The organism is Arthrobacter sp. JSM 101049 (assembly GCF_041679245.1).
Lineage (GTDB): Bacteria > Actinomycetota > Actinomycetes > Actinomycetales > Micrococcaceae > Arthrobacter_H.
Window position 1 is genome coordinate 773,817 of the sequence record NZ_JBGFFC010000002.1, and the last position, 14,347, is coordinate 788,163.

The window sequence follows — 14,347 nt, forward strand, 5'->3', positions numbered from 1 at the left end:
CATGGCCGATCTCCTGCCCGAGCACCCGGACTTCCTGTGGCGCAATGCCGAGCCGAAGCCCTCCTATGACGCCGTCATCGTCGGCGGCGGCGGCCACGGCCTCGCCACGGCCTACTACCTGGCCAAGAACCACGGCATGACGAACATCGCCATCCTGGAACGCGGCTGGCTGGCCGGCGGCAACATGGCACGCAACACCACCATCATCCGCTCGAACTACCTCTGGGACGAGAGCGCCGGGATGTACGAGCACTCCCTGAAACTCTGGGAGCAGCTGCCCGAGGAACTCGACTACGACTTCCTGTTCTCCCAGCGCGGCGTGATGAACCTGGCGCACACCCTGCAGGACGTGCGCGAATCCAAGCGGCGGGTCAACGCCAACGTCCTGAACGGCGTGGACGCCGAGTGGCTGGAACCGAGCCAGGTCAAGGAACTGTGCCCGATCATCAACACCGGGGACGACATCCGCTACCCGGTCATGGGCGCCACCTACCAGCCGCGCGCCGGCATCGCCAAGCACGACCACGTCGCCTGGGCCTTCGCCCGCAAATGCGACGAGATGGGCGTGGACATCATCCAGAACTGCGAAGTCACCGGCTTCGTCAAGGACGGGAACCGCGTCGTCGGCGTCGAGACCAGCCAGGGCCGCATCCTCACCGACAAGGTGGGCCTGTGCGGCGCCGGGCACTCCTCGGTGCTGGCCGAGATGGCCGGCTTCGACCTGCCCATCCAGTCCCACCCGTTGCAGGCCCTGGTCTCCGAGCTCTTCGAGCCCGTGCACCCCACGGTCGTCATGTCCAACCACGTCCATGTCTACGTCTCGCAGGCGCACAAGGGCGAACTGGTCATGGGCGCCGGTGTCGACGCCTACAACGGCTACGGCCAGCGCGGCGCCTTCCACGTCATCGAGGAACAGATGTCGGCCGCCGTCGAGCTGTTCCCGATCTTCTCCCGGGCCCACCTGCTGCGGACCTGGGGCGGCATCGTCGATGTCACCATGGACGCCTCCCCGATCGTCTCCCCGACCCCCATCGAGGGGATGTTCGTGAACTGCGGTTGGGGCACCGGCGGCTTCAAGGGCACCCCGGGCGCCGGATACACCTTCGCCCACACCATCGCCACCGGAGAGGCGCACCCGCTGAACGCCCCGTTCGCTCTGGACCGCTTCGAAACCGGAAAGCTGATCGACGAGCACGGCGCAGCTGCCGTCGCCCACTAAGCACCCATCTAAGAAGGACTTCCCATGCTGCTCATTGAATGCCCCAACTGCGGGCCACGCGATGAAACCGAATACCACTATGGCGGCCAGGCGCACATCGCCTACCCCGAGGACCCCTCGACCCTGACCGACAGCGAGTGGTCGCGCTACCTCTTCTACCGCCAGAACCCCAAGGGCATCTTCGCCGAACGCTGGAACCACGCAGCCGGCTGCCGCAAGTGGTTCAACGCACTGCGGGACACCGCCACCTACGAAATCGAAGCCATCTACCAGCTGGACGAGCCGCGACCGGACGTCGCCTCTCCCGAACTGGTCCAGGCACAGCAGAACACTCCCGAAGGAGGAGCACGATGAGCACCGCTCAGCCCGACGCACAGCTGGCCGGCCGCCTGGACGCCGCCCGGGTCCCCGGCCACGGCATCGACCGGTCCCGGGACATCAGCCTCACCCTGGACGGGCAGCAGCTCGCCGCCCACCCCGGCGACACCATCGCCTCTGCCGCCCTGGCCGCCGGCCACATCGCGTGCGGGAACTCGCTGTACCTGGACCGCCCGCGCGGCATTCTGGCTGCAGGCGTCGAGGAGCCCAATGCGCTGGTCACCGTCGCCTCCCGCTTCCCGGGCCAGGTCGACGAGTCGATGCTCCCGGCCACAGCCACGCAGGTCACCGACGGCATGACCGCGAACTACCTCAGTGGCCTGGGCGTGTTGGACCCGCGCCGCGATGAGGCGTACTACGACCGCAAGTACGTCCACGCCGACGTCGTCGTCGTCGGCGCCGGTCCCGCCGGCTTGGCCGCCGCACGCCAAGCAGCAGCCTCCGGTGTCCGCACCATCCTCATCGACGAGCAGCCCGCCCCCGGCGGCTCCCTGCTCTCCTCCAGCACGGAGCAGGTCAACGGCACCGCCGCCGCGCAGTGGGCAGCCGAGACCGCCGCTGAACTGGAGCAGTCCCAGGAATTCACCTACCTGCCGCGCACCACCGCATTCGGTGCCTACGACGAGAACTACCTCATCGCCGTGCAGCGCCGCACCGACCACCTCGACACCGATCCGGGCGCCGGGGTATCGCGCGAACGGATCTGGCACATCCGCGCCAAGCAGGTCGTGCTCGCCACCGGAGCCCACGAGCGTCCGCTGGTCTTCGCCAACAACGACCGCCCCGGGGTCATGCTCGCCTCCGCAGTGCGCAGCTACCTGAACCGCTACGGCGTCGCCGCAGGCTCACGCGTGGTGGTCGCGACCACCAACGACTCCGCCTACGCGACGGTCGCGGACCTGACGGCGGCCGGTATCGAAGTCGCCGCCATCGTCGACTCCCGCACCGAGGCCTCCGAGACCGCAAGCAAGGTCCTCGCCGACACGGGCGTCCGCTCGATCCTCGGCTCCGCCGTGGTGGACACCGCAGCCGACAGCAGCGGCCGGGTCAGCGCCGTGGACATCTCGGCCCTCGACGACGACGGCCACGCGACCGGCGACGTCGAAACCCTCGAGGCCGACCTGCTGGCCGTGTCCAACGGCTGGAGCCCCGTGGTGCACCTGTTCAGCCAGCGCCAGGGCAAGGTGGCCTGGAACCGCGAGCTCGCGGCCTTCGTCCCGGGCAAGCCGGTGAGGAACCTGCTCACCGCAGGGGCCCTGAACGGCTCCTACGACCTGGCCTCCTGCCTGGCCGAGGGCGACTCCGCGGGCGCGGACGCCGTGGCAGCCACCGGCTCCCCCGCCGCTGTCTCCGCGCCGAGCGCGACGACGGCCCCGCTTTCCGCTCCCCGCCCGCTGTGGCTGGTGCGGGCCACCGAGCAGGCCGAGGGCGAATGGCATAGCCATTTCGTGGACCTGCAGCGCGACCAGACAGTGGCGGACATCGTCCGCTCCACCGGCGCCGGCATGCGCTCGGTGGAACACATCAAGCGCTACACCTCGATCAGCACCGCCAACGACCAGGGCAAGACCAGCGGCGTCGCCGCCATCGGGGTCATCGCCGCCATCCTCGGCGTCGACGAACTCGGCGAGATCGGCACGACCACCTTCCGTGCCCCCTACACGCCGGTCTCCTTCGCCGCACTGGCCGGGCGCCAGCGCGGACAGATGCTCGATCCGGCCCGCCTGACCTCGATCCACCCGTGGCATGTCGCCCACGGCGCCGAGTTCGAGGACGTCGGACAGTGGAAGCGCCCCTGGTACTTCCCGCTGGCAGGCGAGGACATGGACACCGCGGTGCAGCGCGAATGCGCGGCCACCCGTGACTCGGTCGGCTTCATGGACGCCACCACGCTGGGCAAGATCGAGATCCGCGGGAGCGATGCCGGCGAATTCCTGAACCGGGTCTACACCAACGGCTTCAAGAAGCTCAAGCCGGGCATGGGCCGCTACGGCGTCATGTGCACCCCGGACGGGATGATCTACGACGACGGCGTGACCCTGCGTCTCGAAGAGGACCGCTACTTCATGACCACCACCACCGGCGGGGCCGCCAAGGTCCTGGACTGGTTGGAGGAATGGCTGCAGACCGAATGGCCGGACCTGGACGTGGTGTGCACTTCGGTGACCGAGCAGTACTCCACGGTCGCCGTCGTCGGGCCGAAGTCCCGTGCCGTGCTGGAGAAGCTGGCCCCCGACCTGGACCTGTCCAACGACGCGTTCAAGTTCATGGCCTTCCGCGAGACCACCCTGGCCAGCGGGATCCCGGCACGCATCTGCCGCATCTCGTTCTCCGGCGAGCTCGCCTTCGAGATCAACGTGGCCGCCTGGTACGGACTCAAGGTGTGGGAAGACGTCGCCGAAGCCGGCGCCGAATTCAACATCACCCCCTACGGCACCGAGACCATGCACGTGCTGCGCGCCGAGAAGGGCTTCATCATCGTCGGCCAGGACACCGACGGCACGGTGACCCCGCAGGACGCCGGCATGGACTGGGTGGTTTCCAAGCTCAAGGACTTCATCGGGAACCGTTCCTTCACCCGTGACGACACGGCCCGTGAGGACCGCAAGCACCTCGTCGGGGTCCTCCCGGTGGACAAGACCACCCTGCTGCCCGAGGGCGCCCAGCTGGTGAACAGCGGGACCCCGATCACCCCGCAGGAGGGCCCCGTGCCCATGGAGGGCCACGTGACCTCCAGCTACCGCAGCCCGGCACTGGGACGGACCTTCGGTCTGGCCCTGGTCGAAAACGGCCGCAACCGCATCGGCGAAATAGTCCAGTCACCCCTGGACGGCCAGCTCATCGATGTCGAAATCACATCCCCCATCCTCTACGACCCTGAAGGGAGCCGTCGCGATGGCTGAGAACACCCTGCAAGCACCCGCCGTGAACCAGGAGGTCGCCGCTTTGCGCACCAGCCCGGTCGGCCACCTCGCCGAAAAGATGGCTGCCGGCTCGGTCTCCGGGGAACGGGGCGTCGCCCTGCGCGAGCTGCCGTTCCTGACCCAGATCGGACTGCGTGCCGCCCAGGGCTCCGCGTCGGCGCGGGCCCTGGAGACGGCTCTGGGCATCGAGCTGCCCCGCAGCGTCGGCCAGGTCAGCGGCAACGAGCAGTTGTCCCTGTTGTGGCAGTCGCCCGATGAGTTCCTGCTCGTCGGCCCCCCCGACAGCGTGGACACGACGGTACTGGCCGCGGTCCTGGGCCGCGGCGAGGACGCGTTGCCCGGCTCGGTCATCGACCTGTCGGCGAACCGGACCACCCTGGAGCTCTCGGGCCCCTCGGCCCGGTCCGTGCTGGAAAAGGGATGCCACTACGACCTGCATCCCTCGGCGTTCACTCCCGGCCACGCGGTCTCGACGGCCCTTGGGCCCGTGCCGGTACTGCTGTGGAAGACGACGGAGGACACCTACCGGATCATGCCCCGGGCATCCTTCGCCGACTACACGGCTCATTGGCTGCTCGATGCGATGGCCGAGTTCGCGGCGGCCGAGGTGGCCTGATGGCACTGAGTGCACTGGACCTGTTCTCGGTGGGGATCGGTCCATCCTCATCCCACACGGTGGGGCCCATGCGGGCGGCCCGGCGGTTCACCGCCGGGCTGTCCGCGGACGCCCTGCTCGGCTCGGTCACCCGGGTCAAGGCGGAGCTCTTCGGATCGCTGGGGGCCACGGGCATCGGACACCATTCCGACCAGGCCGTCATTCTCGGCCTGGCCGGGCAGGACCCCGAAACCGTCGACACGGAGACCGCCGCCGAGCTGGTCGCCTCCTGCGTCAGCGCGGGGCGGCTGCCGCTGGACGGGGGGCCGGAGATCGACTTCAGCGATGAACGCGATGTGGTGCTCCACCGGCGCAAGTCACTGCCGGCGCACCCCAACGGCATGGTTTTCCATGCCTTCGGGGCCGACGGCGAGACCATCCGCGAGCGCACGTACTACTCGGTGGGCGGTGGCTTCGTCGTCGACGATGCCACCGCGGAGGCGGACAAGCTCGTCTCGGACGAGACCCCGCTGCCGCATCCCTTCAGCACCGGATCCGAGCTGCTGGCGGCCTGCCGGACCACCGGCTTGTCCATTGCCGAACTCATGATGGCCAACGAGAACTCCTGGCGGCCCGAGGCCGAGACCCGGGCGTCGCTGTTGCACATCTGGTCCGTCATGGAGGAGTGCGTGGAGAACGGCTGTACCCGCACCGAAGCCGTGCTGCCCGGCGGTCTGAAGGTCCGCCGTCGAGCTCCGGAGCTGCGCCAGAAGCTGCGCGAACAGGAAGCAGCGGGTCGGGCCGGTGGCACCGAGCCCACCGACCCGCTGTGGGCGATGGAATGGGTGAACCTCTACGCGCTGGCCGTGAACGAGGAGAACGCCTCCGGGGGACGGATCGTCACGGCGCCCACCAACGGGGCCGCGGGCATCATCCCGGCGGTCCTGCACTTCTATGCACGGTTCGTCGATGGGGCCGACGACGACGGCATTGTCACCTTCCTGCTCACGGCCGCGGCCATTGGGATCCTGTTCAAGCAGAACGCCTCGATCTCGGGCGCCGAAGTCGGATGCCAGGGCGAAGTGGGTTCGGCCTGTTCGATGGCCGCGGCCGGGATCTGCGCGGTTCTGGGCGGCACTCCGACACAGGTCGAAAACGCCGCCGAAATCGGGATCGAGCATAACCTAGGCTTGACATGCGACCCGGTGGGTGGCCTCGTGCAGATCCCCTGCATTGAACGCAATGCGATCGCCTCGGTGAAGGCCATCAATGCTGCGCGCCTCGCCCGCCATGGCGACGGTGAACACCGGGTCACACTGGACCAGGCCATCGAGACCATGCGACAGACTGGTGCCGACATGCAGGACAAGTACAAGGAAACATCACGCGGCGGTCTCGCCGTAAACGTTATCGAGTGCTGACCCTGGCGGGTGCGATCCGATTCCCCGGACCGCACCCGCTGTGCAGCGCTTCCGTCACCACCTCAGAAAGCAGGACACCATGGCATCGGCCATCGAAACCCACGAGCACGAATTCGTCCTGAGCTTGGATTGTCCGGAACGCCCCGGGATCGTCCATGCCGTCTCCGGTTTCCTGCTCGACCATGGCGGCGACATCCACGAATTGCGCCAATTCGACGACTTCCACGAGGGCCGTTTCTTCATGCGCGTCCACTTCGTCAGCCGCCCGGGCGAGAACTTCCCGCAGGTCGCCGCGGACGCCGCCGCCGAGCTGGAGCGCCTGCGCACGGCCTTCGCCCCGCTGGCCGAGGCGAACGAGATGCACTGGAGCCTGCGCCCGCTCAGCGAGAAGCGCCGCGTGCTGGTCATGGTCTCCAAGTTCGGCCACTGCCTCAACGACCTGCTCTACCGCTCCCGGATGGGCGAGCTGCCCATCGACATCGTCGCCGTCGTTTCCAACCACACCGACCACCAGTCGCTCGTGGAATGGCACGGCATCGACTTCCACCACGTCCCGGTCACCCAGGACACCAAGCCGGCCGCCGAGGCCCGGCTGCTGGAGCTCATCGACGACTACGACGTCGAGTTGGTGGTCCTGGCGCGCTACATGCAGATCCTCTCCGACGAGCTCAGCCGCAAGCTCACCGGCAAGACGATCAACATCCACCACTCGTTCCTGCCCTCCTTCAAGGGCGCCAAGCCATACCACCAGGCATTCGCCCGCGGCGTGAAGACGGTCGGAGCCACCGCGCACTACGTCAACAGCGAGTTGGACGAGGGGCCGATCATCTCGCAGCAGGTCCAGGATGTCGACCACACCTACTCCCCCGGCGACCTGGTCGCCGCCGGCCGCGACACCGAGTGCAAGGCGCTCTCCAATGCGGTGAAATGGCATTGCGAGGGCCGCGTGTTCCTGCTCGAGAACCGCACCGTCGTCCTGCGCTAGGCCGGGCGTCCCGTCAGCCCGGCTGCTCGAGCAGGGGCGCCAGATGCCTCAGCAGGCGTGTCCGCAGGTCCGGCCGCCGCAGCTGTTCCCACCAGACGTTCAGCACGGTGATGCCGGTCTCGGCCAACTCGGCCTCGCGCTTTCGTTCGCGCAGCAGCTTCTCCGACGTCTCCATGTACTGGAAATACTTGCCGTTGCCGTGGACCTCGACGGCCCGCCCGATGTCCGGCCATGCCATGTCCAAGCGATAGCGGTGACGAGCCGTCGCGACCTCGTATTGCAGTACCGGGGCAGGGAGGCCCCAGACGTGCATGAGCACACGCAGCCTCCCCTCCGCAACCGATTCGGACCGCCCGTCCGCCAGGGCCAAGACCTGCGCGGCCCGGACGGTCCCCCGGGTCCCCGTGCTGTCGCCCAACGCGGCGCCCAAGGCCTCCTTCGAGACCCCGCGCCGAAGGGCTGAATCGGCCAGGATGACCCCTGAGGCGATCTCGAAGGTCCGGATGCAGTCGACGACCGTGCGTTCCAGCGTCGTCACCCGCAGTCCGCGGAGGGCGGTGAGCTCGCCGGATCGCATCGTCAAGTCGTGGCAGGTGACCGGCGGGCCGTGGGTATTGGACCGGTTGGTCCCGCGTTCCAGCAGGTGGATGGACCGGTCGGCGGGCCAGACGTCCAGATTCCACAAGCGGGCCGCCGAGGCGCCGACGAATACGGGCGGGTTCCGTGCAGCTCTGGCGTGCGCGTGGAGGGCGACCAGATCCTTGTCCCAGCGGCTCAGGCTGCGGGCGAGCTCGCCGGGCAGGTAGATGCCCTTCCTGACGCGCACCAGCGTTCCGGCGGCCAACGCGGCGTTGATGGCGTTCATCCCCATCCCACGGCGGCCAAGTACGGCCCGGGTGACCAGTTGTCCGACCGCATCGTCGACGTCTCCGCGCCGCTCCAAGGTGTGCATCCACCGATCGTCGCACCGACGACCGCCACGACGAACCAACGGGCCGCACTCTGTGGAGAAACACCGTAGCGCGCCGCGCGGGCGGCCCGCCGGCCGACGACCGGTACGTCGAGGCCCGAGACCCGGCCGCAAATCCCAGACCACCTGTCCGTCCGACGGCGTGGGAGTTTTCCGGCTGGTCTCGCGGCTCGGGGACAGGGCCTACCCAGATGCCCGCCGCCCCGCCGAGGGCCGGATGCTCCAGGGCGCACGCGGGACTGGCGCGCGGACGGCCCGGACCGGCGTCGGTGGCGGTTTGCCTGGGAGGGACGCCGGGTCAGTGGGGACGGCCAGTGTCAGTCCAGGTGGGTGGGGGCGAACATCTTCAACAGCGTCTGCACGACCACCACGTTCGGCCCCTCGGCGGCGAAGGCCTCCTCGAGGGCGGAGGTGATGTCCTGCGGGGCGACCGCACGGGCCGGGATGCCGAACGATTCGGCCAGCGCCACGAAGTCGGGCCGTGCGAGCTCGGTGGCCGTGGCCTTGCCGAACGCGCCTTCCATGTATTCGCGCAGGATCCCGTAGCCGCCGTCGTCGACGATCAGCCAGGTGACCGCGGCTTGGTGCTGCTTGGCGGTGGCCAGTTCGGCGACCGAATACATCGAGGACCCGTCGCCGGAGACGGCGAGCACGCGGCCCGCGGGCCCGGTCTTGCCGGCGACGGCCAGCCCGACCGCCCCGCCGATGGCCGCCGGGAAGCCGTAGCCCAGTCCGCCGGCGCCCTGGGCGGAGTGGAATTCGCCGTCGCGGGCGTCCCAGCAGCTCCATCCCCAGTAGGCGGCGATCGTCATGTCCCAGTAGGTCTGCATCGTGTCCGGGACGGCGGCACGGATGTCGTCCATGAACCGCCGCTCCAGGGACAGGTCCTGGGCGTCGAGCCGTGCGCCGACCTTCGCCAGCGTTTCGGTGACCACCTGCTCGGGTGGCTTCCCGTGCCAGTCGGGGGCACCGGCGTCGGCTGCGGCCGGGTGCGCCTCGAGGGCATCGGAGAGGAAGGCCAGGGCCGCCCGCGCGTCGGCGCGGATGCCCAGGGCCGGCTGGTTCGATTCGAGGACCCGGGGTTCGGCGTCGATCTGGATCAGGCGTCCACGCGGGGTGAGCGTGAAGTAGTTGGAGGTGACCTCGCCCAGCGCCGAGCCGATGACGATCAGCACGTCGGCGTCCTCGAGCACTTCGGTGGTGTGCCGGTCCTCGATCCACGACTGCAGGCTCAACGGGTGTTCCCACGGGAAGGCGCCGTTGCCGCCGGGCGAGCAGATCACCGGGGCGCGCAGTTGTTCGGCCACGCGCAGCAGTTCGGCCTCGGCGCCGGCCCGGCGGACGCCGCCGCCGGCGACGATCGCCGGGCGGCGGGCCTGGCCCAGCCAGCGCACGGCCTCCTCGATGAGCTCGACGCGCGGGGGGTGCTCGTACGCCTCTGCCAGGGCGTCGACCACCGGCGGCACGAACACCTCGGCGAGCAGGATGTCCTGGGGCACCTCGACCCAGACCGGGCCCTGCGGCACGGTGATCGCGTCGGCCCAGGCGTCCTGGATGGCCGAGGGGATGCCGGAGGCGTGGTGGACGGTGCGCTGGGACTTGGTGACGTTGGCCGCGGAGGCCTTCTGGTCATCGAGCTGGTGCAGCATGCCCTTGCGCCGGGCCCCCAGCCCGGAGAGCGGGATCTGGCTGGCGATCACGACCATCGGCACGCCGGTGGCGTAGGCCTCCTGCAGCCCGGCCAGCGAGGTCAGCGCCCCGGGGCCGGTGGACAGGAACAGCACCCCGACCTCGCCGGTGGCGCGGGAGTAGCCGTCGGCGGCGAAGGCAGAGTTGTTCTCCACCCGGGAGGAGACGAAGTGCAGGTCCGAGCGCGAGAGCGCGTCGAACAGGCCCAGGGCGTGCTGGCCGGGAATGCCGAACACGGTGCGCGCCCCGAGGGCGGAGAGGGTCTCGATGACCAGATCGCCGCCGTTGCGCGGCGCCACCGGCGCCGGTGTGGTTTCTGCCGGGGTGGACATCTAGGAGGCCTCCTGCGTGGTGCGGCGGTCGGCCATCAGCGAGACCAGGTCGTAGGCGACGTGCGAGCCGGCGACGCCGGTCATCTCGGCGTGGTCGTAGGCCGGGGCGACCTCGACCAGGTCGGCGCCGACGAGGTTCATGCCGCGCATGCCGCGCAGGATCTCCAGCAGCTCGCGGCTGGTGAGGCCGCCGGCCTCGGGGGTTCCGGTGCCGGGTGCGTGGGCCGGGTCCAGCACGTCGATGTCCACCGAGATGTACAGCGGGCGGTTGCCGATGCGGTCGCGCAGCTTGGCGACGACCTCGGCGACGCCCTGGTAGTAGACGTCGGAGGAGGTGACGATGCCGAACCCGAAGCGCTTGTCGTCCTCGAGGTCCTTCTTGCCATACAGCGGGCCGCGGGTGCCGACGTGGGAGATGGCCTCGGTGTCGAGGATGCCCTCCTCCACCGCGCGGCGGAACGGGGTCCCGTGGGTGTATTCGGCGCCGAAGTAGGTGTCCCAGGTGTCCAGGTGGGCATCGAAGTGCAGCATGGCCACCGGCTCGCCGGCGCGTTCGGCGGCGGCACGCAGCAGCGGCAGGGCGATGGTGTGGTCCCCGCCGATGGTCATCAGCGAGGAGCCGTCGGCGGTCAGGTCCAGGGCGTTCTGCTGGATGGTCTCGATGGCCTCGTTGATGTTGAACGGGTTCACCGCCATGTCCCCGGCGTCGGCGACCTGGACGTTCTCGAACGGGGAGATGTCCATCGCCGGGTTGTAGGGGCGCAGCAGGCGGGAGGATTCACGCACGTGGTTGGAACCGAACCGGGCCCCGGGCCGGTAGGAGACCCCCGCGTCGAACGGCACGCCGACCACCTTGATGCCGGCGCCGGTGACCTGGTCCAGCCGCGGCAGCCGGGCGTAGGTGGCCGCCCCGGCGAAGCGCGGGATGCGGGAGGAATCGATGGGCCCGATGTTCCCGTTGGCCTCGATGCGGATCTCTTCCATGGTTCTCCTTCGCGGCGGGCGCCGGCCGACCGACGACCCCGGTTGCCCAATAAGATACATTTGTTGCTCTTCATGCTATTTGTGGTCCGCGGCACAGTCAAGGAGCGCGGTGTTGCCCGGCAGGACCACGGCGCAGTACGACCGGGTAGTACGACTGCGCAGTACGACGGCGGTCCGCGGCTCCCAGCCTTGCCCCGCCCCGCCATCGGGTCAAGACCGCCCGCCGGCCCGCGCGTGCGGCAGATCACGCCGGGAACGGACCTTGTCCTCTTGCGCCCGCGCGCCGTCGGCGTAGTGTTCCACCTCGTGAAGAAAACAGCGGGCCCGCGCCCCGCCCCGGGCCGTGGCCACCAGCACCCCATCCGGCGCCGCCTGGGCAGCTGGCTCATGGAGGCCGGCATCGCGCGTCCCGACGCCCCGGGACAGGCCCCTCCGCTCCACGGCACCGGACAGGCCTGGTGGAAGGTCATGTGCCTCTCCGGCCTGGACTACTTCTCCACGCTGGGGTACCAGCCGGCCATCGCCGTGCTGGCAGCCGGCGTGCTCGCCCCGCTGGCCACGCTCGTCCTGGTCATCGTCACCCTGGGCGCCGCGCTGCCGATCTACCGCAGGGTCGCCGTCGAAAGCCCGCACGGGCAGGGCTCGATCACCATGCTCGAACGGCTCCTGCCCCACTGGAAGGGCAAGGTCCTGGTCCTGGTACTGCTCGGTTTCGCGGCCACGGACTTCATGATCACCATGACGCTCTCCGCCGCCGACGCCACCGCCCACATCATCGAGAACCCGTTCACCCCGGCCTGGTTCGAGGGCAAGAACGTGCCGATCACCCTGGTGCTGCTGGCCCTGCTCACGCTGCTGTTCCTGCGCGGATTCACCGAGGTCATCTCGCTGGCCGTCGTGATCGTCGGAGCCTACCTGGCCCTGAACGTCGTCGTGCTGGCCTCCAGCCTGGCGCGCATCGCGGCCGCCCCCGGGCCGGTGGGCGACTGGTGGACCACGTTGACCACCAGCCACGGCAGCCCCTGGCTGATGGTGGCCATGGCGCTGCTCGTCTTCCCCAAGCTCGCCCTGGGCCTGTCCGGGTTCGAAACCGGCGTGGCGGTCATGCCGCAAATCCGCGGCCGCGCCTCCGACACCGAGGCGGATCCGGCCGGGCGGATTGCCGGTGCCAAGCGCTTGCTGACGACGGCGGCCGTCACCATGAGCGTGCTGCTGGTCATCTCCTGCGTGGTCACCACCTGGCTGGTCCCGTCCGCCGAGCTGCAACCGGGAGGCGCGGCCAATGGGCGGGCCCTGGCCTACCTGGCGCACGAGCAGCTCGGCGAGGGATTCGGCAGCGTCTACGACCTCTCGACCATCCTCATTCTCTGGTTCGCCGGGGCCTCGGCGCTGGCCGGGCTGCTGAACCTCATCCCGCGCTACCTGCCCCGGTTCGGCATGGCCCCGGAGTGGGCGCGCGCCAACCGGCCGCTGGTGCTGGTCCTGGTCGGGATCGCCGTGCTGGTGACGCTGCACTTCCGGGCCAGCGTCGACGCCCAGGGCGCCGCCTACGCCACCGGCGTACTGGTGCTGATGACCTCCGCGGCGGTCGCCGTCGCCCTCTCCGCCCGGCGCCGACGCCAACGCGTGCGCACGGTGGCGTTCTCCGCCGTCGTCCTGGTCTTCCTCTACACAACGATCGCCAACGTGGTCGAGCGGCCCGACGGCCTGCGCATCGCCGCCCTGTTCATCGCCGCGATCCTGTTCGTCTCCTTCATCTCGCGCTTCCGCCGCTCCACCGAACTGCGGGCCACCACGGTGAAGTTCGACGACACGGCCGACGCCCTGCTCACCGCGGCTGCCGCGGCCGGCCAGGTCTCGCTGATCGCCCACGAACCGGTCAGGTTTAGCGCGGAACGCTACCGCCACAAGCTCGAGCATGCCCGCATCGCCAGCCACCTGCCCGAGACGGCACGGCCGCTGTTCATCGAGATCACGCTCGGTGACTACTCGGACTTCGCCCAGGACCTGCTGGTGCGCGGGACAACACGCCACGGCTACCTGGTCCTGGAGGCCACCGCCCCGTCGATCTCGACGGCCCTGGCGGCGATCTGCCTGCGGATCCGCGATGAGTTCGGCACCATGCCGCACCTGTATTTCCGCTGGACCGAGGGGTCCCCGGTGCGGAACCTGGCGGCCTTCCTGCTGCTGGGCCAGGGCGAGATCGCACCCCTGACGCGGGAGGTGCTGCGCGAGGCCGAACCCACTGTGCAACGACGACCCTGGATCCATGTGGGCTGAGGCCACGGCGGCCCGCCCGCCCTGGCCTACGCTGAGGGGGTGACGCATCCAGCCAGCGAGACCACCACCGACCATGCGGTGCGCCGGATCACCGTGACGACGGCGAGGCCCTTCGAGGCGCTGCGCCGGGATTTCGAGGCCACGGTCCCCGCGCTCGACCTCGGGGCGCTCGAGCGGCAGGCCAGCCGGGGTGCCACCTGGGGCGAGCTCGAACGGTCGGCCGGATACGGCGCGGCCTACGACCTCTGCCGCTTCTGGACGCACGATCCGTCGGCCCTGCTGCACCTGGCCGGCAACGACGCCCCCAGCCGCACGTACCTCATCGGCAACCTGGCCATGGCGGCCCGGCTCTTCCGCATCGAGCCCGGCACGGCGCTGCACGCACCGCTGCGCATCGAGCTTCACGTCGACCGGAAGGGGGCCACCGTACTGTCCTTCGACCAGCCCGGCTCCCAGCTGGCCGGCTACGGGCTCAACAAGGCCACGCAGGCCGGCTACGAGCTGGACCGGCTGCTCGGGGACCTGCTGGAGGCACTGGGCCTCCCCCGCCCGGCGGCCCTGCGACGCTGA

The 14,347-nt window shown here is 69.7% G+C and carries 11 protein-coding genes; 8 read left to right on the forward strand and 3 right to left on the reverse strand.

The features are described from left to right. Window position 1: 1 nt before the first annotated feature. From AB8M85_RS08840 to purU, 6 genes are all read left to right on the forward strand, one after another. Complete coding sequence (locus AB8M85_RS08840; protein WP_372698409.1) at window positions 2-1,219, forward strand: sarcosine oxidase subunit beta family protein; 1,218 nt, start codon at window positions 2-4, stop codon at window positions 1,217-1,219. Window positions 1,220-1,243: 24 nt separating this feature from the next. Beyond that, a complete protein-coding gene (locus tag AB8M85_RS08845; protein ID WP_372698410.1) occupies window positions 1,244-1,573 on the forward strand; it encodes a sarcosine oxidase subunit delta in 330 nt (109 codons plus the stop codon). Then, window positions 1,570-4,500: a sarcosine oxidase subunit alpha family protein gene (locus tag AB8M85_RS08850; protein WP_372698411.1), complete on the forward strand. Its 2,931-nt coding sequence runs from the start codon at window positions 1,570-1,572 to the stop codon at window positions 4,498-4,500. Before AB8M85_RS08845 ends, AB8M85_RS08850 begins: the two co-directional genes overlap by 4 nt. Beyond that, a complete protein-coding gene (locus AB8M85_RS08855; protein ID WP_372698412.1) occupies window positions 4,493-5,137 on the forward strand; it encodes a sarcosine oxidase subunit gamma in 645 nt (214 codons plus the stop codon). Before AB8M85_RS08850 ends, AB8M85_RS08855 begins: the two co-directional genes overlap by 8 nt. Next, window positions 5,137-6,537: an L-serine ammonia-lyase gene (locus AB8M85_RS08860; protein WP_372698413.1), complete on the forward strand. Its 1,401-nt coding sequence runs from the start codon at window positions 5,137-5,139 to the stop codon at window positions 6,535-6,537. The genes AB8M85_RS08855 and AB8M85_RS08860 overlap by 1 nt, the downstream gene beginning before the upstream one ends. A 79-nt stretch (window positions 6,538-6,616) precedes the next feature. Further along, window positions 6,617-7,522, forward strand: coding sequence for a formyltetrahydrofolate deformylase (purU, locus tag AB8M85_RS08865; protein WP_372698414.1), 906 nt, complete (start codon window positions 6,617-6,619; stop codon window positions 7,520-7,522). A gap of 13 nt (window positions 7,523-7,535) precedes the next feature. Here purU and AB8M85_RS08870 read toward each other — a convergent pair whose 3' ends face one another. From AB8M85_RS08870 to speB, 3 genes are all read right to left on the reverse strand, one after another. Next, entirely contained in the window at window positions 7,536-8,474 is a 939-nt protein-coding gene (locus tag AB8M85_RS08870; RefSeq protein ID WP_372698415.1) for a hypothetical protein, read from the reverse strand. A gap of 335 nt (window positions 8,475-8,809) precedes the next feature. Then, the gene (locus tag AB8M85_RS08875; protein WP_372698416.1) at window positions 8,810-10,513 is read right to left on the reverse strand and encodes a thiamine pyrophosphate-binding protein; all 1,704 of its coding nucleotides are present in this window, start codon (window positions 10,511-10,513) and stop codon (window positions 8,810-8,812) included. Continuing rightward, entirely contained in the window at window positions 10,514-11,497 is a 984-nt protein-coding gene (gene speB / locus AB8M85_RS08880; protein ID WP_372698417.1) for an agmatinase, read from the reverse strand. Window positions 11,498-11,884: 387 nt separating this feature from the next. Here speB and AB8M85_RS08885 point away from each other — a divergent pair, with 387 nt between their 5' ends. Both AB8M85_RS08885 and AB8M85_RS08890 read left to right on the forward strand, forming a co-directional pair. Continuing rightward, window positions 11,885-13,777 carry an amino acid transporter gene (locus tag AB8M85_RS08885; RefSeq protein ID WP_372698558.1) on the forward strand — a complete coding sequence of 631 codons (1,893 nt, stop codon included), beginning with the start codon at window positions 11,885-11,887 and terminating at the stop codon, window positions 13,775-13,777. A 39-nt stretch (window positions 13,778-13,816) separates the two neighbouring features. Continuing rightward, window positions 13,817-14,347, forward strand: coding sequence for a hypothetical protein (locus tag AB8M85_RS08890; RefSeq protein WP_372698418.1), 531 nt, complete (start codon window positions 13,817-13,819; stop codon window positions 14,345-14,347).

What these genes read in the sequence shown, in the direction of transcription:
- AB8M85_RS08845 (WP_372698410.1), top strand. Translation starts at nt 1,244, where the DNA reads ATGCTGCTCATTGAATGCCCCAACTGCGGGCCACGCGATGAAACCGAA.
- AB8M85_RS08860 (WP_372698413.1), top strand. Translation starts at nt 5,137, where the DNA reads ATGGCACTGAGTGCACTGGACCTGTTCTCGGTGGGGATCGGTCCATCC.
- speB (WP_372698417.1), bottom strand. Translation starts at nt 11,497, where the DNA reads ATGGAAGAGATCCGCATCGAGGCCAACGGGAACATCGGGCCCATCGAT.
- AB8M85_RS08885 (WP_372698558.1), top strand. Translation starts at nt 11,885, where the DNA reads ATGGAGGCCGGCATCGCGCGTCCCGACGCCCCGGGACAGGCCCCTCCG.
- AB8M85_RS08840 (WP_372698409.1), top strand. Translation starts at nt 2, where the DNA reads ATGGCCGATCTCCTGCCCGAGCACCCGGACTTCCTGTGGCGCAATGCC.
- AB8M85_RS08870 (WP_372698415.1), bottom strand. Translation starts at nt 8,474, where the DNA reads ATGCACACCTTGGAGCGGCGCGGAGACGTCGACGATGCGGTCGGACAA.
- AB8M85_RS08875 (WP_372698416.1), bottom strand. Translation starts at nt 10,513, where the DNA reads ATGTCCACCCCGGCAGAAACCACACCGGCGCCGGTGGCGCCGCGCAAC.
- AB8M85_RS08855 (WP_372698412.1), top strand. Translation starts at nt 4,493, where the DNA reads ATGGCTGAGAACACCCTGCAAGCACCCGCCGTGAACCAGGAGGTCGCC.
- AB8M85_RS08850 (WP_372698411.1), top strand. Translation starts at nt 1,570, where the DNA reads ATGAGCACCGCTCAGCCCGACGCACAGCTGGCCGGCCGCCTGGACGCC.
- purU (WP_372698414.1), top strand. Translation starts at nt 6,617, where the DNA reads ATGGCATCGGCCATCGAAACCCACGAGCACGAATTCGTCCTGAGCTTG.